Source organism: Psychrobacter sp. CoH-33_TS_01, assembly GCF_058189395.1.
In genome coordinates, this window is record NZ_JBVGQI010000002.1 from 414,805 (window position 1) to 437,095 (window position 22,291).

Annotated in this window: 16 protein-coding genes and 3 tRNA genes; 16 read left to right on the forward strand and 3 right to left on the reverse strand. The window is 46.8% G+C overall.

Features of this window, described 5'->3' with window-relative positions:
* Positions 1-35 precede the first annotated feature (35 nt).
* The gene (locus tag ACZ2XM_RS04855) at positions 36-863 is read left to right on the forward strand and encodes an inositol monophosphatase family protein (protein ID WP_201498035.1); all 828 of its coding nucleotides are present in this window, start codon (positions 36-38) and stop codon (positions 861-863) included.
* 304 nt (positions 864-1,167) lie between these two features.
* On the opposite strand, the gene ACZ2XM_RS04860 is transcribed toward ACZ2XM_RS04855, so the two are convergent.
* Both ACZ2XM_RS04860 and ACZ2XM_RS04865 read right to left on the reverse strand, forming a co-directional pair.
* Positions 1,168-2,553 carry a WS/DGAT/MGAT family O-acyltransferase gene (locus ACZ2XM_RS04860; RefSeq protein ID WP_490587249.1) on the reverse strand — a complete coding sequence of 462 codons (1,386 nt, stop codon included), beginning with the start codon at positions 2,551-2,553 and terminating at the stop codon, positions 1,168-1,170.
* A gap of 186 nt (positions 2,554-2,739) precedes the next feature.
* Positions 2,740-3,573: a thiazole synthase gene (locus ACZ2XM_RS04865; protein ID WP_490587250.1), complete on the reverse strand. Its 834-nt coding sequence runs from the start codon at positions 3,571-3,573 to the stop codon at positions 2,740-2,742.
* Between the two features lie 490 nt (positions 3,574-4,063).
* Between ACZ2XM_RS04865 and gspE the strand changes: the two genes are divergently transcribed.
* Complete coding sequence (gene gspE, locus ACZ2XM_RS04870; protein WP_490587251.1) at positions 4,064-5,587, forward strand: type II secretion system ATPase GspE; 1,524 nt, start codon at positions 4,064-4,066, stop codon at positions 5,585-5,587.
* Positions 5,588-5,649: 62 nt separating this feature from the next.
* On the opposite strand, the gene ACZ2XM_RS04875 is transcribed toward gspE, so the two are convergent.
* Complete coding sequence (locus ACZ2XM_RS04875; protein WP_490587252.1) at positions 5,650-6,288, reverse strand: DUF4442 domain-containing protein; 639 nt, start codon at positions 6,286-6,288, stop codon at positions 5,650-5,652.
* 269 nt (positions 6,289-6,557) lie between these two features.
* Between ACZ2XM_RS04875 and ACZ2XM_RS04880 the strand changes: the two genes are divergently transcribed.
* The 14 genes from ACZ2XM_RS04880 (at position 6,558) to ACZ2XM_RS04945 (ending at position 22,059) form a co-directional block, all read left to right on the forward strand.
* The gene (locus ACZ2XM_RS04880) at positions 6,558-6,914 is read left to right on the forward strand and encodes a rhodanese-like domain-containing protein (RefSeq protein WP_490587253.1); all 357 of its coding nucleotides are present in this window, start codon (positions 6,558-6,560) and stop codon (positions 6,912-6,914) included.
* The gene (locus ACZ2XM_RS04885; RefSeq protein WP_490587254.1) at positions 6,911-8,371 is read left to right on the forward strand and encodes an McrB family protein; all 1,461 of its coding nucleotides are present in this window, start codon (positions 6,911-6,913) and stop codon (positions 8,369-8,371) included. The genes ACZ2XM_RS04880 and ACZ2XM_RS04885 overlap by 4 nt, the downstream gene beginning before the upstream one ends.
* 108 nt (positions 8,372-8,479) lie before the next feature.
* Positions 8,480-10,000: a 5-methylcytosine restriction system specificity protein McrC gene (locus ACZ2XM_RS04890; RefSeq protein WP_490587255.1), complete on the forward strand. Its 1,521-nt coding sequence runs from the start codon at positions 8,480-8,482 to the stop codon at positions 9,998-10,000.
* 120 nt (positions 10,001-10,120) lie between these two features.
* A tRNA-Pro gene (locus ACZ2XM_RS04895) sits at positions 10,121-10,197 on the forward strand.
* Positions 10,198-10,280: 83 nt separating this feature from the next.
* Positions 10,281-10,357: transfer RNA gene (locus ACZ2XM_RS04900), tRNA-Arg, on the forward strand.
* Between the two features lie 40 nt (positions 10,358-10,397).
* Positions 10,398-10,473 (forward strand) — tRNA-His (locus ACZ2XM_RS04905).
* 690 nt (positions 10,474-11,163) lie between these two features.
* Entirely contained in the window at positions 11,164-12,141 is a 978-nt protein-coding gene (locus ACZ2XM_RS04910; protein ID WP_490587256.1) for an AraC family transcriptional regulator, read from the forward strand.
* A 418-nt stretch (positions 12,142-12,559) separates the two neighbouring features.
* Positions 12,560-13,534 carry a hypothetical protein gene (locus ACZ2XM_RS04915; RefSeq protein WP_490587257.1) on the forward strand — a complete coding sequence of 325 codons (975 nt, stop codon included), beginning with the start codon at positions 12,560-12,562 and terminating at the stop codon, positions 13,532-13,534.
* Between the two features lie 318 nt (positions 13,535-13,852).
* Complete coding sequence (gene gspF / locus ACZ2XM_RS04920) at positions 13,853-15,058, forward strand: type II secretion system inner membrane protein GspF (RefSeq protein WP_490587258.1); 1,206 nt, start codon at positions 13,853-13,855, stop codon at positions 15,056-15,058.
* 387 nt (positions 15,059-15,445) lie between these two features.
* A complete protein-coding gene (gene gspG, locus ACZ2XM_RS04925) occupies positions 15,446-15,874 on the forward strand; it encodes a type II secretion system major pseudopilin GspG (protein WP_490587460.1) in 429 nt (142 codons plus the stop codon).
* Between the two features lie 448 nt (positions 15,875-16,322).
* The gene (locus ACZ2XM_RS04930; protein ID WP_490587259.1) at positions 16,323-18,509 is read left to right on the forward strand and encodes a cytochrome c biogenesis protein CcdA; all 2,187 of its coding nucleotides are present in this window, start codon (positions 16,323-16,325) and stop codon (positions 18,507-18,509) included.
* Positions 18,510-18,681: 172 nt separating this feature from the next.
* A complete protein-coding gene (locus tag ACZ2XM_RS04935) occupies positions 18,682-19,236 on the forward strand; it encodes a DUF3465 domain-containing protein (protein WP_490587260.1) in 555 nt (184 codons plus the stop codon).
* A 540-nt stretch (positions 19,237-19,776) separates the two neighbouring features.
* Positions 19,777-21,132: a phospholipase A gene (locus ACZ2XM_RS04940; RefSeq protein ID WP_490587261.1), complete on the forward strand. Its 1,356-nt coding sequence runs from the start codon at positions 19,777-19,779 to the stop codon at positions 21,130-21,132.
* A gap of 162 nt (positions 21,133-21,294) precedes the next feature.
* Complete coding sequence (locus ACZ2XM_RS04945; RefSeq protein WP_490587262.1) at positions 21,295-22,059, forward strand: ComF family protein; 765 nt, start codon at positions 21,295-21,297, stop codon at positions 22,057-22,059.
* Positions 22,060-22,291 lie beyond the last annotated feature (232 nt).

The following is a 22,291-nucleotide window of genomic DNA, read 5'->3' on the forward strand; positions in this document are numbered from 1 at the left end:
CTTACTTCACTCTCATATTATCGAATAGGTTATTTATGGAACCCATGGTCGTCATGGCAGCACGTGCTGCCGAAAAAGTTGGAACAGAGATTTTAAACGCACATCAAAACCGCCATAAGATTGAGCTGGATATCGAGTCGAAAGGGCTCGACGGCTTAGTGACACGTATCGACCGTTTTAGCGAAGAGCTGACCATTGCTACCCTAAAAAACAGCTATCCGAACCACTCTTTCTTAGGGGAAGAGTTTGGCATGCAAGAAGGCATTGGCGAAGATGCGGATTGGTGCTGGGTCATCGACCCGCTAGATGGTACCCAAAACTTTGTCCACGGTGTCCCGCATTTCTGTGTGTCTATCGCGGTTCAGCATAAAGGCGTCACGCAGCACGGTGTGGTCTACGATCCCGTCCGTGACGAAATGTTCTCGGCCAGCCGTGGTAAAGGCGCGCGTTTAAACAACCGTCGTATCAATGTCAGCGAGCGCAAAACGATTGAAGGTGGCTTATTTACTACCGGTCATCCGTTAGCACGCCAACGTAACGGTGAAGTCGTCTCTTACGCCAAGCAGCATTTCGAAAGCTTACAAGCCATTGCTGAAGCGGGCGGCCAAGTCCGTCGTTTAGGCTCAGCCGCGCTAGATTTATGCTACGTCGCTGCAGGCCGTTTTGATGGCTATTTTGAGATGTCATTGAAGCCATGGGATGTGGCCGCTGGTGAGTTAATCGTTAGCGAAGCACGCGGAGTCGTAGTCGATCATAAAGGCGCTCACGATGCTATGGAGACGGGCTCAGTCTTTGCGTGTAACGTGAAATTGTTAAAACCATTGATGAAAATGGTTGTGCCTATCTGGGGTGATGCGGTTTAACTGCCGTAATTTCTAGGGCGTGTCCTCAATTGAATCATGAGGCTAAAAGTGAGATAGATTTTTGTCAGTCCATGGAAATTTTGCAGAGAATATGAGCATATTGTCTAGAAATTTTCGCAGAGTGACGAAAATATAGCCAGTTTTAGTCCATTACACGCTAGTGTTGTTAATTGAGGACACGCCCTAAACTTATAGCATAAAAAACGGTCTCTATTATGAGACCGTTTTTTATGGGCAGCTTTTCTGCTAATACTAATTATACGAAGCTAATTATATGCTGCCAATGCAGAGCACTCTGCGCTTATTATTCACGGATACCGGAGCGCTGCTCAGCACAAATTTTTTCTAAATCCATCAACTCAGCTTCGATATGGGCCAACATATCTTGCACGTGTGGTAAGACTTTACTACAGGCAATAATACCGAATTCTACTTTATCTAAGTAACTCGCCAAAGTAATGTTGAGCGCCTGGCCATTAAAGACGATGGAGGCAGGATACAGCGATTGCAGTTTGGCCCCATTCCAATACAACGGCTTGGTCGTACCAGGAACGTTGGAGATGATAAGGTTAAAAGCTTGTTTCTTAGGGAATAACCCCGTCAATAAGTTTAAGCCTTCCCAAGCATAAGCGATACCACTGTAGTTAATAATCTGGGCTTGGTCCATACGGCCAAAGCGGCGCTTGCCGTTATTGATACTGCGATGGATGATATCGAGACGGCGTAATGGGTCTTCTAAATGGGTGCCCAAATTGGCTAACAAGAATGAAATCTGGTTGCCAGTAGCGCTTTCATCCGTGCGTAGGGAGATTGGCACAAAAGCAATCAAAGGCTTTTTAGGCAGTTCATTTAATGAGATTAGATAGCGGCGAATAGCCCCCGAACATACGGCCAGTACCACATCGTTAAAGCTGACATTTAAGTGTTTGCCAACCGCATCAAAGCGCTCAAACGAATAGGACTGCGCAGCAATCCGGCGTGACGCAGAAATTCTTTGGTTTAAGATACTGCTAGGGGCGTCTAAAGTGCCCACATAGTCGGCATCATTGCGCTGTTTAAAGCTGGTTTTTAGCTCACGGACGACGGGCAGCAGAGTGGTCATTTGGTGCTTGATAGTACTGAGCCAAGGTTTGGGGCTCGGCAGCAGTTTTTCAGTTTTCTTATTGCTATGGCGGGTGATTAGCGACCAAATAGGCAGGCTCATCATTTCATCAGGGGATTGCGACAGTGAGGTTTTCACTAAGCGCATGGCAGCGATGCCATCGACCAAGGAGTGGTGTATTTTAAAATAGAGGCCAAAGCGTTCTGGCTCGCCCTCAGACTGAGGTTGAATGCCTTCAATGACGTGACATTCCCAGAGTGGCTTGGCGCGGTCGAGCAAGCGACCATGTTCTTTAGAAATATAGACTAGCAGCTCACGGACACGCGCCGGTTTTGGCAGGGCAACATGACGGAAGTGATGGTCGATATCAAAGTCTTCATCTTCTATCCAGCGCAATTTGTCTAGGACTTGGTTGAAGGGAAAGGTAGGTGCTACCGTAGAAGATTGCATTTGCTGGACGAGTTGATAAACAAAGTCTTTATCCACCCCTTCTGGCAATTCAAATAAAAACAAACCACCCACGTGCATAGGCTGCTTGCGTGACTCTAATAATAAAAACAGCTGATCGACTGCGGTTAACAATCGCATATTATTTCCCCTAAAATGACCCAAAGCTGGGCATATAAGCTTTTAAATACGCCAGCGGGTTTTTAATAAATCCCCTCTTGGCGTATTTCCTGGAACGTCCTTGTTGCACTGAGGTCATGCTATGTACTCATACTTATCAGGCAGTTATAGTCAAAGATTTATTTTTATAAAACTCATTTTAACAATTTATTGAAAAAAGTAACCCGTCTGCGGTGAGCTAGCGGTAGCCATCCGGCGCATCGGCATACGACCCGCTAAAAAGGCCGCGCGTCCTGCCCATACCGCGTGTTTCATAGCCTGCGCCATCAACACTGGGTTTTGCGCACTGGCAATCGCTGAGTTCATCAATACCCCATCACAGCCAAGCTCCATAGCGATAGCGGCGTCAGAAGCTGTGCCCACACCAGCATCGACCAGCACAGGGACCTTTGCATTTTCAATAATCAGACTCAGAGTATGGCGGTTAAGTAAGCCCAAACCTGAGCCAATCAAGCTGCCCAATGGCATAATGGCGACGCAACCCATAGACTCTAATTCTTGCGCTACGATAGGGTCGTCTGAGGTATAGACCATCACCTCAAAACCGTCGTCTATCAAGACTCGTGCGGCCTTTAAAGTTTCAGTAATATTGGGATATAAATTGTCTTTATCCCCTAATACTTCTAGCTTGACCAAGTTATGACCGTCTAAAAGCTCACGCGCCAATTGGCAAGTGCGGATGGCGCTATCGGCGTCAAAACAGCCTGCAGTGTTGGGCAAAATCGTGTATTTATCAGGAGAGATGACATCGAGGAGGTTCGGCTGGTCGGCGTGCTGACCGATGTTGGTGCGGCGAATTGCTACAGTGACAATTTCTGCGCCCGAAGCCCCAATAGCGGCCCCTGTTTCCGCTAAATCTTTATATTTGCCTGTCCCTACCAGTAATCGTGATGAAAAACGGCGACTGCCTATCAAAAAGCTCTCGTCGTTGAAAGGGGCGGGGAGGTCTAAAGTCTGGGTAGCGTTAGAGAGGTCAGTCATAAATTATTTACCATAAGTGTGAACAAAGAAATAGCTTTGATATCACTAGTTTATGTAAAGTCGTCAGATACTAGCATTGCCACGCAGCATTTGCATTATTATGCAGGATAAAATAAATGACTACCACGGTAAATATAAGGGCATGCTTTAGCCATAGCAGCAGGCCAGTGGTATAGCAGGCAAGCATCACGCTATAATAAAGGCATGTGTGCATCTGTTGACTGAAAGCCAGCGATATCTAAGATAGTATAACAAAACGGCATCGCTTACTTGTACTGATTGCCTTGTTATAGTGTATAAATACTCAAGAAAGCGCTGTATGAATTTATGGCTCCTTGAGCGAGCAACCTAAAATGAAGTTAAAAATAAAGCTAAGTAGAAAAACTTAGTTAGCACCAAGCTATTTATCAAGAGAGCTATTTATAAAAAGCCGTTTATAAATAATTAGCTAGCACCCCATGCGTTCCCCTGACCGAACTGAGCCCTTATTATGCTGCAACTGCCTTATAGCTTTTCTAAACGCCATCAACTGCTAGCCATTCCTGCTATCGATGCGCAAAGCTCGCCAATTTTGGTCATTACCCCGAGTACCCCATTAGCGGCTATTAATGAAGCGGGTCGCTTTATGACAGAGCAGGGGGTGTTGGTACCGCCAACGTTTGAAAGTGTCAGCGGTGAGGAGTTTGAAAAGCGTCTAGCTGCGGCCTATGCGGGTAATACTGGGGAGTCGCAGCACATTGCGGCAGGTCTTGAGGATCATCCCGATTTAGTCAGTCTTGCGGACAGCGTCCCTGAGACTGAGGACTTGATGGATCAGCAAGACGATGCGCCCATCATTCGCTTAATTAATGCCTTACTGTCGGAAGCTATTCGCCTAAATGCCTCGGATATTCATATCGAAACTTTTGAGAAGCGCTTGGTCGTGCGCTTTCGTGTAGATGGTGAGCTTAAAGAAATCGTCAGCCCCAAACGCCAACTTGCACCGCTGTTGGTGTCGCGTATCAAGGTCATGGCCAAGTTAGATATTGCTGAAAAACGTGTCCCACAAGATGGCCGTATCAGCCTGCGTTTGGCAGGGCGTGAGGTCGATGTGCGTGTCTCAACCCTGCCGTCCAGCTTTGGCGAGCGCGTGGTTATGCGTTTATTAGATAAGCAGGCTGGTCGCTTAAATATGACCTATCTAGGCTTGGCTGATAATGACTATAGCGAGCTCAAACGCCTTATTCATCGACCGCATGGCATCATTTTGGTCACAGGGCCGACGGGCTCGGGTAAGACCACCACGTTATATGCTGCCTTGACCGACCTAAACGACCAAACGCGAAATATCCTTACCGCAGAAGACCCTATTGAATTTCAGTTGGATGGGATTGGCCAAACCCAGGTGAATAATAAAGTAGACATGACCTTTGCTAAAAGTCTGCGCGCCATGCTTCGTCAAGATCCAGACGTCGTGATGGTCGGGGAAATTCGTGATTTAGAGACGGCAGAAATCGCGGTACAGGCGTCTTTGACTGGGCATTTAGTATTATCCACCCTGCATACTAATACTGCCATTGGGGCGGTTACGCGTTTGCAAGATATGGGCGTAGAGCCCTTTTTGCTGTCATCGTCATTGATTGGCGTGGTAGCCCAGCGCTTAGTAAGGACGCTTTGCGCGCAGTGTCACGCTTGGGAGCAAGCGGATGCTGAGCAAACCAAGCTATTTACAGAGGTGGGGGTCACTGCGCAGACGGCTATTAAGTTACCGCGACCGGTAGGCTGTGACCATTGTAACCAATCCGGTTTTAAAGGCCGTACAGCGATCTACGAAGTGGTGCCCGTCGATGATACTTTACGCCGGATGATCCATAGCAATGCCGCTGAGTTTGATTTAGAGCATTACGCGCGGCAAAAAACGGCATCGATTCGTGCAGATGGTTTGCTAAAAGTATTGGCAGGCAAGACTACCTTAGAAGAGGTGTTGCGGGTAACGAAAGAAGCGGCACTCGAAAGTACCGCTGTCTTGGATTAAAGAATAGCTAGTCAGCAGATATAGCCAGTCAGCCATAGCGCTGATGAGCTTATAAGGTGCTGTTAGTCTTTAGATGGCTCGGTCTTGCCGGCGCGGCGAGCTTCTAGCTCAGCTTTTGGTACCCAAGCCCAAATCATATCCACGGTGATAGGGTCGCGATCGCTATCCGACTCTCGGTCATCGATGACACAAGGAATCACCATCTCCCCTTTTGGGGTGTCTAAGATATGCTGGCGTTGCTCATCGCTCAAAGTAGCGATAGCCGCGACTTGGCCCTTTTTTAGGGGACGATAAAAGTTAATCTGATACGACTTGACCAATAATACTCGGTCAGAAGGCAGGTTTAAGCCTAAAATAAAGCCAGTGGCCGTTTCTGCTAATAAAGTAACCGCGACGGCATGGACAGAACCAATATGGTTTTGCACTGATTTATTATTCTCAAGACTGACGACCACTTGGTTGGGCTGCACCGTTTCATAATAAATCCCCGCAGTACCGACGAACGGGACGATTTTGCCAAAAGCCTTTGAGAGTACCGACGAGCGCACACCAGCAGGCAGGTATTTGGTGACGTTAAGGATTTTGGTAAATTGATTATTGATGGGCTTTAAAGTAGTGGTTGGCGCCTGATAAGTAGGGGCAGCACTTTCCGTTAAAGTCGTCGTCAATTTGCTCGGTAATTTATTAATCAGTCCTAGCATGGTTCTTCCTTATCAATCCTCTGTCGCCAAGGTCTGGCAACATAGCGGCGCAATACCAAAGGGCACGGCCAGTGGGTAAACTAATGGTATTATCTTAAAATGCTCTAACAAAGTCTAACGATATATCCGCCAGCACGTTCACACATTTATGTGGTCAAATGAGCATTTAGTCCTATCAAAAGTAGCGGCATCAAGGCTAAAGCAAGCCGCTATGTTAGCCTATATAGGCCATTTATTTAGTAGACATTATTTTATGTAAGGAGGGTCTTATGGGCCTAAGTCGTGAGTTACCGGTTACTGAATTGGCAGACGAGTTAAGCCGCCAGTCTATCCCTTTACAGCAGGCTAATATCTGGGATGTCCGCGATACTAGCGCGTATCTTGAAGGGCATTTAGAGGGTGCGGTAAGCCGTCCAGTGGAGGCAGGGTTTGCCACTGAGATGCTAGCGGACGTCACGGGGCCGTTATACGTCTTATGTGGTGGCGGTAGCAAAGCGCCACGTGCAGCTGCATTACTGGCTGAGCTGCAGCCTGAATTGGAAGTGGTGGTATTAAGTGGCGGCACTCGCCAAGCTAAAGCAGCGGGCCTACCCATCGTCAGTGGTGAGGCTGTTTATTCTTCATGAGCCCTTCCTTAGCTACCGTTTCTCAAGACAGCTGTCCTGACTTTACCGTGTTACCCACTGTTACTACTAACGTCATTTTCACCGGGGTAGCGGGCACGGGTAAGACGCACCAGTTGCAACAGTTACAACGGCTTTATGATGAGCCGCTAGAAACATTACAGCCGTCGCTATTTGAGGCTTTGCTCAAACAGACTAGTTGGCGAGAAGTAGTTTGTGCCGTCCTATTACTAGAAAACCGAGCATTGAAAGTCGCAGAAATAGCGGCGCATACGCTGCTGCAAAAAAAGGCCAACGCTAATGGCCGTACTGAAAATATAGTACAAACAATTTGGGGAGTCCTGCTTCCTTACAGTGCGACTGACTCTACGACCGTAGATTTTAAAGGCGGTAATCGTGCTGGCCAGTCCTATTTTGACCAAACTAGTGATAAAGCTTGGTATCTATTGGAAGACAGTAAAGCAGAGCTGAGCGAAAATTTACAAGAGTTGCTAAGTCTTTATAAATCAGTCTCCACTACCGCAACCAATACAGCTGCGCAAGTTATCTCTCGCACCAGCTTCGTCAGCTTTCATCAAGCCTACGGTTACGAAGAGTTTGTCGAAGGCATTCGCCCTGCTGTCGGTGGGCAAGGGCAAATGAGCTATCAAATCCAGCCCGGTGCTTTTTTGAGGCTGTGTCAAAGGGCTATGCAAGACCCTGAGCATCGCTATGCCATGCTGATTGATGAGATTAATCGCGCCAATGTGGCGCGCGTGTTTGGGGAGCTGATGAGCCTGATTGAGCCGAGCAAACGCGCGGGTCAAGCCGATGCCATGCAGGTGACCTTAGCCTATTCCAATAAAGTTTTTAGTGTGCCGAGCAACGTCGATATTTACGCCACGATGAACGTGCAAGATCACTCATTACTGGCTTTGGATACTGCGTTTAGACGACGCTTTCACTTTATCGATTGTCCTCCTAAACCTGAGCTGTTGCCGGTGCTTAGCATAATCGTTGGGGGCGGGAACGGGGATGACAATGGAAAAGCGGTGGAGAAGATTGAGGTTGGTCGTATCTTAGCGGGGCTGAATTTACGCCTATGCCAAGTGTTGGGCCAAGACAGCCAATTAGGGCACGCTTATTTTATGGGCGTCACGGACTTAGCCCAGTTGCAACAAGTGTTGGTGCAGCAGATTGTACCGCAATTGGCACAAGCGACTGGTAGCCAAGTGGAAACGCTGCGGTATTTGTTTAATGACTCGCAAGCTAGCTCCGAGCAGCAGTTTATTCAGGCTAGCCCTAGCCAAAATCTATCTGATAGGCACGCTGCTCATAGCAACCCTACCGTAACTTCAGCAGGGTTATCTTCTCCTATGGGCACTATGGGTATACGAGCGGGGTTTTGGCTAAACCCCGATTTTATTAGCATGAACGGGATATTTCAGACAGCGCTACCTTATCAGCGTCTTTATCCCTAACCAGAAGTGGCGGATTGCGCTGATAGGCGACGTAAAAATAACCAAAGTAAAAATAGGGGCTGCAGGCCCATAGAGCGATAAGAAGAGAGGTAATGGGGTGGTATTCACATGACAGCTAGAGCCGCTATCCTTACCGTGTATGAGCACCAAGTGTTAAGGGCTGACGATTTTCCTGTGACGAGCGATTTTACTTGGTTGCTCGAGCAGGACTTCGCAGTGTTTACCCCAAGTCGCAAGCAGGGACAATGGTGTTTGAGCGTCCGCCAATATATTGGGGTAGTACGCCTGCCCAGCGGCACATTGTTAGAAATCTTACCTAAGATCGCCCAACCGTATTCGCAAGCGCCACCAGCAATGCGAAACTCGCCGGCAGTAGACAATCAGCACCTGCAGACCACCCGTGCTTGGGTACAACGTATGCTGAGCACTATTAATCGTACTAATTCTGCTAAGCTACGCCCTAAACACCTTAGCCAATTAACCCCGCAACTGCAAACCACCTTACCGACGACCTTGCCTTTATCAGAGTGGCTGCTAGCAGAGTTTATGGCGTTATTGGCGCAGTACAAACTGCTAAAACAATATAATACCCAAGAACAAAATAGCAGCAGCCTGCAAGGGAAACTGCTGATCAAACAGCAGCTACAGTACAATGCTCAGCAGCCCCACCGTTTCTATAGTGAAGTCACGCAATTGGCGCAAATGACGCTGAGTAATCGCTTTATCAAGCAAGCTTGGCAGTTGGTCACCGAGCTGGTGTATGGGGCGAGTTTATCTCAGGGCTTAGAGCTAAAATCCGCCGCTATACTAGTGGCGGTCGACCCAGCACCCGCACTTATGCAGACACTACGAGCACAAGCGCATCATTTACAAGGTCAGTGGCAGGCTATTGCAGGGTTGACCGCGCAAGAGCGGCACCGATTGGCGGAGAGCTATCAGCAAGCGGCCACTGAAATTACTAAAGCACCTATTGCACCGTCCCAAAAACAAGTAGGGCAGCAGCTGTTAGCATTGGCCCATTGGTTATTGAGCGCCAATACAGCCGCGCACTCTGCAGGTGTCGGTATTCACAATGCTGCAAATACTCCGTTTGCTAATAGCCTCGAACATTTACAGCTGAGTTTATTTATTAACATGCACCATGCTTTTGAGGCTTGGGCCAGTATCGTCTTAGCTGAGCAGTTTCACGAGCGTGACCCTAATTATCAGATGCAAGCACAACCGCAGCGGACTTGGTTGGTGGATGAAGCGGGTATGCCAAGCGTGACAGCAGTGCCAGACTTATATGTGAGTTATCAGCAGCAGCCTAGCCACATCATTGATATGAAATGGAAAAATATCCGTAGTAGTCGCGATATTAGTGCCAGCGATGCTTACCAACTGGCTGCCTACGCGCAAGCTTATCAAGTCCGCAAAGTTTGGCTGGTCTATCCGACGCAGGGCTGTGAAGATATAGCGCCCAGTAAACTGACCCCTCATATGACTATGAATACTAGCGCAGCTACTATTAGCGCTAACGGCCTCTCCGCAAAGGGCATAGCAGACTTAGAAATTTGGCTGGTTCCGTTTGCTGTAGATAGGGGCGAGGTCATTATTTTTAATCACAATAAATATTATGATTTATTTTAAAATAAGGGTTGACACAATCGTGAATCCGCTCTAATATGTGCACCTCGATAGCGATGTTGCTGAACGAAACTTAGTGATTAAATTTACCAAGTAAGTTACTTTATACATCGATGGCGAATTCGGAGTGTGGCGCAGTTTGGTAGCGCATCTGGTTTGGGACCAGAGGGTCGTAGGTTCGAATCCTATCACTCCGACCATTTTTTTAGAGCCTTACAGGCTTTTTTTTATGTATAATGATTATTCTACTGGTTAGAATTTATATATAAGAAGCCCTATAAGAGCGCCTGTAGCTCAGCTGGATAGAGCATCTCCCTTCTAAGGAGGTGGTCGCAGGTTCGAATCCTGCCAGGCGCACCATTTAGCCTGCAGTCATACCTATTTCTTAGGTAACACTATGGCGGTTGTAGCTCAGTTGGTAGAGCCCCGGGTTGTGATCTCGGTTGTCGTGGGTTCGAGTCCCATCAGTCGCCCCATTTTTTATTCCTTTCTCTATACTTGATTTACCTGATATATATTTTCAAGCTTGGCTACCCTTAGTCACGCTTTTTTTGTCGTTTCCTTTTACTAATTTTCGCATATCATAAAACCACGCAAAATTATAATTTTACGGTATAGTAGAAGTTCACAGTCGTGGTGATGACTTAGTTTGCAGTTTGCAGTCTTCTTAATAGCAGTTATTATAGTAGTTATTTCAAGGATGGACTGTGGGTCTAATAGCCGCGACCCAGCAGAATAAGATAATTATTATTGGCTAATCTCTAAGCTAACTATATAATTCTATTCATAATTGATATGATAGCGCTGAATATCAGAGTAGAGTCTCGCCTCAGTAAAAGTTATACCCCTATAGTTAGGTTTTCGCGAAGTAGTATTGATCACTTTCTTTTGCATACCTACCGCTACTCCAAGCTCTATTTTATTTACTGATTTTATAAACCCAAGCTTCCTTATATTGATAGCCTATCTCTAAGATAAAACACCGACTGTAAATTGCAGCACGGGCTTTACTTCCTAGCACTCGCCGAATACTTATAACAAGAGCGCTATAAAGAGACCAGTTTATGAATTAAGCCAGCTTTGAAAAATATTTTACTGCTGCAGCCATGGCACGCGCTGCCCGTTAGAATGTTGGGTTGTTTTGCTAGTCGTTAAGGATGTTACCGATGGACACGCTCAGTAGGCTGCTAGAAAATGTACACTTATATGACAGCAAGTATTATCGCCTGCAGGCTTGTGGTCAATGGTCGTATACGCTTACCAAGCAAGATACCATCTTATTTTATTTAGTCGAGTCGGGCTCTTTTACGATAGCCGTCAATGGCATATCACGGCAGATTCACCGTGGTGATATGATTATGATACCTGACTCTTATCAGCATGTTTGCTATGAGCCAGGGTCTGCTAATAAAGCCGCTAGCCCGTTAGACTTAACCCGCCAACCAGGGGAAAACGGCTCATTTGTGATCAATCCAGGTCATCCAGAAACTGCGTCCATCGTGTTAATCGAGTGTCGGTACGATAGAGAGATTACTCGGCCCTTATTGACGGCCCTCCCTACTATTTTACCGGATGCGGAGAGTAGCTCGCCCAGTCGGGTCAAGACGGTAGAGTGCAGTTGTCAAGTATTGCGGGTCGAGACAGAGCATCAAATCGGTAAGACTGCGACTGTGAATCATTTGGCGAGTATTTTGATGATTGAGTGTTTGCGGGCGCATATCGAGCAATTGCCTGAAGCAACTGACAGTTGGTTAATGGCGGTCAAAGACCCGTATTTGGCCAAAGCCTTGGCCGTCATGCACGATGCGCCTAATGAAAACTGGACAATTCATAAGCTTGCCGAAGTCGCGGGGATGTCTCGCTCCAGTTTTGCAGAACGCTTTAAACAAGTGGTGGGAGTACCGCCGCTGACCTATCTGATTGACTATCGCTTACGGTTGGCTGCGCGTTATTTGCGTTTGCAACAAAACAGCATTAGCCGGATTAGTGAATTGGTCGGTTATGCTTCAGATTCTACTTTTAGCCAGGCCTTTAAGCGGGTGTATGGTCTATCGCCTCGAGCTTACCGTCAAAATTTCCAGCAGCATCAAGCCCAGCAAGATGAGCCAGCTGGCTTAGAGACGTTAACGCACTCAGAAGACTGATGGCACTATAGTGATTGCCAGCGACGAGTAATTAACAAAACAAGTTATGAACAAGATAAGTTATGAACAAGATGGGTTATGAATAAGATAGCAAAAGGTAGCCTAGGCAAAATAACCTCAATGAAAAAATAGACGTGATGATAGCAATACTGTCGTCGCGTTTTTTTATGATGCCCTTTTAAAGGCGGTTATAGAATAATGCGGTAGCTCAGCCAGGCTTTATAATCAGAATTTATAATAGTGATATCTCTTAAGTCGGCTCACTCGTTCACAGCTTTGCCCATGACTGCAGCGGCGCAAAAAGTGTATCATACTCATATTCATGCAAATACGTTTTTCAAGTGGAAACGCTATCCCAGCAAATAGTTGATAAGGTCTGCTGTAAAACAGCTACAGGCCGTGTCAATCGGAGGATTATATGTCCAAGCTATCGGTGACCATCCAGCGCAAAAGTGCGGCGACAGCTGAGGCAGAAGTGACAAAGACTACAGCGAGTGCCTCTGAGGTCGTGGCTGAAAATACTGCCCTTAGTAAAGCCGACTTGTTGGCTTTGTTTACTGTACCCGCTTTGCCGGTGCAGACGTTAAACGATGGTGCCAACAATCAAAAAACTTCTGAGCAAAGACTAGCGCTGTATCAAAACCAACTGGAGCGTACCCGCAAATTGTATATGGCCTCCATTTACTCGCGGCCGACCTATTTGGTGCAGAGTTTAAAGGCGCAGTTTGCAGAATATCAGCATTATCAGATGTCTAAAGAGTTGGACAAACGCGGAGTCGCGGAGTCGGATGCCATTCGCAAGTTATGGCAACAGTTGCACATCGTCGATGATATTATTGAAGACATTATCCGCCATATGCCTGCGCAAAGCCCTGCAGGGTGGCAAATCACCACGCAAGGCCGCAACTCTCTCTGTCTGCCAACCGTGGGGCGGTTACGCAATGATATACCCATCGCGGATCAGGGCAGTTTGAACAGCTATGTTTTAGCGCATTTCGGGGTCATGAGCTATACTTATGATCGCAGCTACTATATTGGCCACGTGGTCGGCTATCTATTCTGCTGCTATTTCTGTGCGCATCTCTCCATCACTTATGGCGTGACGCCTTTGCCCACAAACATCATTCCCGGCTACCAGTATGCCAGTCTAGAGACCCCTAATATGGTCAGACTGCTGCAAGCTTTAGATGGTTATTGTAAGAAGCGCATTTATCAGTTGGCCATCGTCTGTGCCCGCCTAAGCTATTATGCTACCGATAAACGTATTGAAAAAATGCTCATTGCTGAAGTTAATGATTTCGATAAAAAATTGCAGCTGCGTCATTTAGATATGTTATTGCTACAAGGCGTGATGCCCGAATCTGCTGTGGACAATGGCTTTCCTGCTTCGTAGCGCTCAGTAAGCTAGGTAAATTAGGATAGGCAAATTAAGGTAGGCAAGTTAAGGTGGGCAAGTTAAGGTAGAGGCGGTGACTTGCTGACCTTATAAGAGGCTCATAACGCGCTCATAAAATACGTTTGCTAATAATAATCAATATCTTAGCCAAGACCTAACTAGTAGCTTGTTCCTGTGGCCTAGCAATAAACTGCAACAGTCATAATAAAGATATAAAATAGGGCGCGGCAAGCTGTATAGTATGTTGGGTAAAATGGACTCTACTCCGCATCATCACCTTTTATTTCTATGACCTCTTTATAGGGATTGCCTGTCATGCCGGCCTATCATTTCAAAGCATTAGACCAAAAAGGCGGCGTACAAAAAGGCCTACTAGAAGGCGATTCAGCTCGGCAAATTCGTCAGCAGCTGCGTGATAAATCTTGGTTGCCAGTCGAAGTCATGGCGGTACAAGATGCCAGTGGTACGCGCAAAGACAACCGCTTCAAAAAACCCTCCGCCTATGAGCTGGCCTTGATGACACGGCAACTGTCGGTGTTATTGGCGGCGGCCATTCCTTTAGAAGAAGCCTTAGCCGCCGTCGCTAAACAATCTCCCAAAACTCATATTAAATCGCTATTATTAGCGGTGCGCTCGCTCGTGTTAGAAGGCTTTAGCTTGGCTAATGCATTGAAGCAGGCCGCGAGCTTTCCGCCTCTTTACGTGGCTACCATTGCTGCAGGCGAGAAGTCAGGGCACTTGGACCTTATCCTCAATCAGCTGGCCGATTACACCGAAAACCGCTTTGCATTACAAAAGAAAATCCAAGGGGCGATGATCTATCCCATCGTGTTGATGCTTATGGCCGTCACGATTGTGATGGGGCTAATGAGTTACGTCGTACCCAAGATTGTGAAGGTGTTTGAGCAGTCTGAACAAGCCCTACCTTGGATTACCCAAGTGGTGCTCGGGATGTCTAACCTCATCACGCAATGGTGGTGGTTGATGCTCTTGGTGTTGAGTGGTGGCGCAGTATTACTATACCGTTTTGCTAAAACCCCAGCAGGCACGCTCGCGGTCGATAGCCTGGTGCTTAAGCTGCCTATTTTAGCTAGCTTATCGCGCTCATTGAATGCCGCAAGATTTGCCAGCACCCTGTCTATTTTGGTACGCTCGGGTGTGCCGCTCATTGAAGCCTTACGTATTGGTGCTGCGGTGACCACCAACGTGCATATTCAAAAAACTATCATGCAAGCAGCGGATAAAGTCACGGAAGGTGCCAGCTTATCGAGCCAACTGCAGCGCTCCAACTATTTTCCCCCGATGATGGTGCAAATGATTAAGAGTGGCGAAAACTCGGGTGAACTTGATAATATGTTAAGCCGCGCTGCGAGTATGCAAGAAGCCGAGGCCACCAATTTTATTAGCGCTTTATTGTCCTTATTAGAGCCCTTGATGTTGGTTTTGATGGGGGTCATCGTCATGATTATTGTGATGGCAGTGATGTTGCCTATCGTCAATATGAATGATTTAGCAGGCTAGAATGCCTTTATCTTATTTGTAAAATTTACTTCATGAGTCTAAGCGTTTATTTAACTTTTCTTTAAAATCACTGAGCTTACTTAAGTTTATCCCAATGGTTATAGATTGTTGAGTTAGCAGTAGTATTATGACTAACTCTATGATTACTCTATGAGCTTCGTTATGATAGCCGGAGCTTGATAGTAACTAGTCTTGATAGTGATTAGAGAAGCTATTGTTAATAGACTGCCTATGACCATTAAACACTTTGCCATCAGACAATTTTTATCCTTATCCTATTAAGAGTAATCGTTTATGAGTTCACGTACCATTGCGCAGCCTAACCCTAAACAAGACGTCTCTACTACTCGTTCTACTGATGCCAGCCTTAGCGTCAAGTCCGTTACTATGGCAGGGCGCCGTGCGCAGCAGTCAGGCTTTACGCTTATCGAAATTATGGTCGTTATCGTCATTTTGGCTATTCTGGCCGGCTTGGTCGTGCCAAAAGTCGTGGGTCAAAGTGATAAAGCTCGCGTCAAGACTACAGAAACAGCGCTGGCCACCGTCTCTAATGCTTTGGATATGTACAAAGTAGATAACTCACGTTATCCCAGTACGGCACAAGGGCTAGAGGCGCTAAGCACGCCACCCGCTGAGGCCAAAAACTATCCAGAAGGGGGCTATATTAAAGGCGGTTATCCTACTGATGGTTGGGAAAACGAGCTGCAATATGTGGCGCCGGGCAGCGAAGGCAAGCCTTATGACTTATTTTCATTAGGTGCCGATGCTCAGCAGGGTGGTGAAGGGCTAGACGCGGATATTTACGCCAAGCAGTAGGGCCCGTTAGCAGTAACTACCAAAACTATTTTATGCGCGGTAGTTAGCATCTCGAGTCTCAATAATGGCCTCGATAGTAATAGTCAGTCATCCACTCATCGGCTTTGCCTCCTATTTTACGGTTAATTTGCTAACCCATAGAGTAGGTAGCAAAGCCGATTTGTTTGTATCCAGTTGCATTAAATTAGTTGTACTAAAATCGACGCCGCAATCTTTAGCGGATTTGAGTCTTCACTGCACTCATTAGTTTCGCCCGTAGCCATTAGTAGGGCAACCTTAGTAAATTAATCCTAGTAACCCAACATTAGTTAGCCAATAGCTATTAACCAGTAGTTATTAAGTAGTAATTCAGTCCGTCACCTTCTTTAAGGTAGCCCGTCCGCTTTTTATCAAAAGTGAACCGTCTACCTCGCAACACATCCTTATCCAGTAAACGGTAGTTATCCTTATGGTCAAATTTATTCCGGCTTTTGCGCTCGTTTTTTTTGCCAGCACCCTAGTGCCAATGACGGCAAATAGTGAAGGTTTAGGCGATTTATTTAGTAACTCAGCCAGCAGTCAACAAGATAAATTTTTGCCAGTCACTCAGGCCTTTAATGTCTCTGCCAGTACCAAGGCCAAGGGGTCAGACGCGACCTTATCGGTACAATTTGACATTACTCCCGGCCATTATGTTTATAAAGACAAAATTAAACTGACGCTCCCGAAAGGAGTGACGGCCACACCATTTAGTTTTAATCAAAGCCCGCAGTCCATCGACGATCCGCAGTTTGGCCGTGTGCCTGTGTTCGATCAAAAAGCGGTGACGGCTACCACAACGCTAACCAATACGAGTGGGGCAGCCATAAATAATGCGGCAGTCAGTGTCGGGTGGCAAGGGTGTGCTAAAGCAGGTTTGTGCTATCCCCCTGAAAAAGTAGCGACGACCGTCACCTTGGGCGTGCCAGCAAAACCTGCGGCGGCAGTTGCCCCAACGGCCAAAGAAAAGCCTGCTGTAGTTAAGACAACGCCTAAAACGGTAGCCGCTGCGCCAGTGGTGGCTCCCAAGGAAGAGCCAGCAGCGGATACAGCGAAAGCTACCACGCAAACGCCTGTAGCCGCTGCTCCGCAAACAGAAGTGGCCACAGCGAACGATTCGTCAGATTCTACGGTAACGACAGACGCACCTTTAGTGGAAGAAGTCGTAGCGTTAGATGAAAATGGCAATCCTATTACTGAGGCAGGAGAGGTAACGGATGCGGCCGTGCTAGATGACGGCACTGTAGACGCTTTAGACAGCACCGATCCCGCTTTAGCTACGGCTGTAAATGCTACGACGACAGGCAATGCAGATGCGGAAAACACGCCGGCATTGGTGGACGCTGACCCATTTGGTTTGGGCACGCACCCCTGGTTAGCCTTGGGCATTTTATTCTTAGCAGGGTTAGGCTTGGCATTTACTCCTTGTGTGCTCCCTATGCTGCCTATCGTGGCCAATATCGTCGGTAACCAGAAAGATCCTACCCCTAAAAAAGCCGTGATCTTAACCAGTAGTTATGCCTTAGGTGTCGCTATTGCTTACGGTATTTTAGGGGCACTGATTGCAGTATTTGGTCAGTCGTTAAATATCATTGGCTGGCTACAAAATCCGGTTATCTTGCTTACTTTTGCAGCTATATTTGTGTTGTTAGCGCTGTATATGTTGGAGCTGGTGCCGCTGCGGTTACCGGCCTCAATTAGCAATAAGCTGACTAAGTTTAACGATGCAGGCAGCAGTAAGCTCGGCAGTGCCGGCGGCAGTCTCATCGCAGGTTTCTTATCAGCGCTAGTGGTATCCCCTTGTGTTTCAGCCCCTTTATTTGGTGCCTTACTGGCGGTATCCACGATTGGTAATCCACTCTTAGGCTTTGGTGCCTTATTTATGCTGGGCTTTGGTCTGTCAGCACCACTTATTCTATTGGGCGCGACCCAAGGCAGTATCATGCCGAAAGCCGGTATGTGGATGAACTGGGTGAAGCAAGGCTTTGCGCTAATGCTATTCGCAGTCGCTTTACTGTTGGTCGAGCGCGTATTTATCTCAGCGCTTATGCTGCTAGTTTGGGCGCTATGGTTTATGGTCGTGGCAGTCTGGGCATGGCAGTGGGACCGGGGTGGTCAAGTCTTAACTCGTGCTTTGGGGTTAGTGGCAGGCGTGTGGGCGACCGTACTCATCGTTGGTGGTGCCCTAGGCAATACAGACAGTTTAGCGCCATTGGCTTCGCTTAATAGTCAGTCCTCGCAAAGTGTTAGCTCGCAACCTGTAGCAGCGACTACTACTGCTACACCGACTCAACGTATTAATACCTTGGCTGAGCTCGATGCTATTGTGGCGAGCCAGCCGAATGTGTTGATTGATGTGACCGCAGACTGGTGTATCGAATGTCGCATCATGGATAAAAACTTATTTGCGCAACCGCCTGCAGAGTTGTCGGGCTGGCAAGTGGTTAAGCTAGACATCACTGAGACTACTGCAGAATCAAAAGCCATCTTGGCGCGTTATAAACTGTTTGGTCCGCCAACCTTGTTATATTATCAAGACGGTACGCTCGTCGGTCAGCAAGTGGGTGAGACTCAGCGCAAAGACTTTGTAGACCTGCTGACGAAGTTGCAGCGCTGATGGTGTGAGGCGAGGTAAAATGCAGTTGAGGTAGCTGAACAAAGGTGAATGGACAAAGGGCAGGGCACAAAGATAAGCGGATAAAGATTGCTAGTTAATCGCCATCTTATTAAACTAGCTCCTTACCTAGTCCGCCTGCTGCAGCGAAGTCATGTTTACCCTGAAAATAACTATGCCCGTCTCTACAATGCTAACGCCAAAAAAACTGAGCTTAACAGCGACCCTGTTAGGCTCAGTTTTATTATTTGGGGGCTGTACTCCGCCTGCATCCGAGTCCAATCAAGAGGTGCAGGACAATGTTATAGAGTCAGCTGAAGACGCTAAAAGTGCAGACTCCGATAATAAAAAGTCTAAACCGTCTAAACAACCGGCGTGTCAAAATGATTTAATCGTCGAGACCTTTAATGCACAACGCTCCGATGTGCAAGTAAAAGGCTGCGGCACCGTCGTCAAAGTATTGGCCGATGACAATGAAGGCAGCCGCCATCAGAAGTTTTTGCTTAAGCTAACACCGGTTACCGAGAGCAATCGCAAACTCACTTTGTTAATTGCGCATAACATTGACCTAGCGCCGCGTATAGCTAATTTGAATGCAGGGGACGAAGTCTCTTTTTATGGCGAGTATGAGTTTAACCCTAAAGGTGGGGTAGTGCATTGGACGCATCATGATCCTGCAGCGCGCCATCAACACGGTTGGCTAGAGCGGGCAGGGCAGCGGTATGAATAAAGCCGGCCCATTGCTCTGAAAAATAATTAATAGCGCCTGTTTATCAAGCTGTCATTTATTGCTCATATAATATTATTCCACATACCATGTTATTCCACATACCATGTTATTCCCCATATAAAGTTATTGGCATAAGTTTAGCTCTGCTCTAACCCCTGATTTATAAATGTACGGCTTAATAGGCCGTTGATAATTAAGGGCGTTATAAAGTTTTAGGCAATTACGCGCTAGGGTTGCTAATTAAGAATATGCGCTAAAATCTTTGCTTATTTATTTGCGAGAGCTCAGCAATTTTTTACTTTTCATTGCGCCTGCCTATAGTGATAAAAGCATAAAACTGCTAAAGTAGCCTCCTTAATATCTTCTTTCTCTAGTATTATCTATTTGTATACCGTAATGCCCTTAGACTGATTTCCTATCGGTCTAATCTCTCCGTTATTTTCGTTCAATCAAAAGACTAATGCCCCTGCAAAAGGATGTCTCTTCTGCTATAAGGGTCTTGCGCTGGTCAGATGTCGTCAGTTAAGGTTAAGGAAGTATATGAACGCTTTAAGCAGTCAGCACTGCAATTCTTCACTGTTATTTAAAAGCTCTCCATTGTCTTTGTCGTTAGCCGTGGCGCTAGCAATGGGGGCCATGACCTCTGCTCAAGCAGAAGAGGGTACAGAGGTATTTGAATCTTTAGGAGAGACCAGTCAAGCGTATAGCGCTAACGAAAAGCAAGCGTTACGCCGCAGCAAAAGAGAGTTATTTTTTGAATGTCAGCAAGTCAAAACGGATGCTGCCCGCTTAGCTTGCTACGATAAAGTAGCGGGTGACGGCGAGATTCCTACCTTTGCCACTGTTAAAAAACCGCTAGATTTAGCCAAGACTTTTCAGTCGACCATCTCTGGCAATCCACAGGTTGTTTTAGCAGAAAACGTCGTGCCACTAGATGCCGATACGGTAGAAGAGGCCGATGAAGTGCTATTGGTAGATTCGCAAGCGGCAGATAATGTGCAGTTAAATGGCGTGGCGAAAAGCGACCAAGAAATCTTAGCCGAAGTGGGCGTAACGCAAAGTGAGATTGAAAAGTATACGCCGCTAAGCTTAGCATATGACTTGGACAAAAATAGCGAGCGTGGTACTTGGACGGCAAGGCCGCATCGTCCTATGTACCTGTTGCCTCTCTATTTTAATGCTAAGCCAAACCGCTCTCCTGATACCTCAACTAGAGAGGAGGAGGTCTACAGTCCTAATGAGATGCGCGTCCCTGAGCTGAAGCTACAAATCTCAGTGAAAACTAAAGTGGCGGAAGATTTATTCGATAGCAGCGCGGACCTATGGTTTGGTTACACGCAGCAATCGCATTGGCAGGTCTATAACGAAGACAACTCGCGACCTTTTCGCGCAACTGACTATGAGCCAGAAATCTTCTTGACCCAACCTGTCGCAGCTGACCTGCCTTTTGGCGGACGCTTGCGTATGCTAGGTGCAGGAGCGGTGCATCACTCTAATGGTCAGTCTGATAATCTATCCCGGTCATGGAACCGAGCATATCTGATGGCAGGAGCGGAGTGGGGCCGTCTATCGGTAGTGCCAAGATTATGGGCACGCGTCACGGCAGACGGTAAAGAAGAGCTCGATGATAACCCAGATATCACTGATTTCATGGGCTATGGCGACGTAACTTTCCTTTATGACTTTGAAAATAAAAAGACGTTGGGTGGCACGATACGCTATAACCCTGAAACCAATAAGGGCGCACTACAGCTAGATTATATCCATCCTTTGTCTAATAATATGAATGGCTATATTCAAATATTCCAAGGCTATGGTGAATCTATCATTGATTACAATCACGAAAACACCGGTATTGGTTTTGGGGTGGTGCTCAACGATTGGAAAGGCCTGTAGTAAAGAATACTGCGGCAATACCATCCTAACGGGCTAATAAGATCACTATTTTAATAAAGCTGTACTTAGGTTGAGGCTAGTCATAGCCTCAACCTACGCTCTATAAATCATAGATTAAAATAGGGGAGTATAGTGACTCGGTGGCGACCTTACCGATTTGGCATGTGGCTCGCAGATCATCTACGATCACGCTGCTATCTTTGCCAGTGGTATCATACTCAGCCCCTATCCTTGCCAGCGCCCGCGCTAGGCAGTCCTACCCACAACCCTTCTCACAACTCTCAATCTCACAGTTCCCAGTCTCACAATGCTCAGCCGCAACTTTCTCAATACCAAAGCCGCAAAAGTTTACTCTGTAACGCCTGCCATCAGCAGATCGCTTGGTTGCCGCCCTCATTTAGTTTAGATGTGGCTACAGAGCTACTCATTACTGTCCAATCCGCCACCTATTACGACTATCCCATTCGCCAAGCTATTAGTGCCTTCAAGCACCACGAGGATATGACCAAGCTGCCCGTACTGGTTCACGCTTTACGCCAGTTGCCCAAACCGACGGGGTGCCATCAGCAAAATAGTGTCATCGTACCCATGCCAACGACTAGCGCTAGATTACAGCGGCGTGGTTTTGATCCAGTTACTATTCTGACGCACTACCTCTCCCAACATTGGCAGATCCCGATTTGGCGAGGCATAGCCCGTGTCGATGATACCCTCAGTCAGCAAGGATTGAGCCGTGCCGACCGCCTATCTAATTTAGAAGATGCTTTTAGCGTGATTTCTCCACCTCCTAAGGCGAATTTACTATTATTTGATGATGTGGCGACGACGGGTGCTAGCCTGAAATCACTCGCTAATACCTTGCATACTGCCGACCAGCGCCTACATGTATCCGCTTATGCTTTAGCTCACGGTAATCAGGTGACATAACAGCAATAATGTGTATACTTGATTGTAAGTAATGGTAATTTTATGATACACATTGTTTCAGTGCTATCTTGAGATAGATGCAGCTATAATGGCGATTGCTATTTTAACTCTATATTTTAGAAGTAATATTCATCAGATGCTGTGGACGTATTTTCAATAGAATAACAAGATAATCAACTGGTTTTATCGAACAACGATATGGGCTTGAGCGTTGCAATGACTTAGTGCTAAT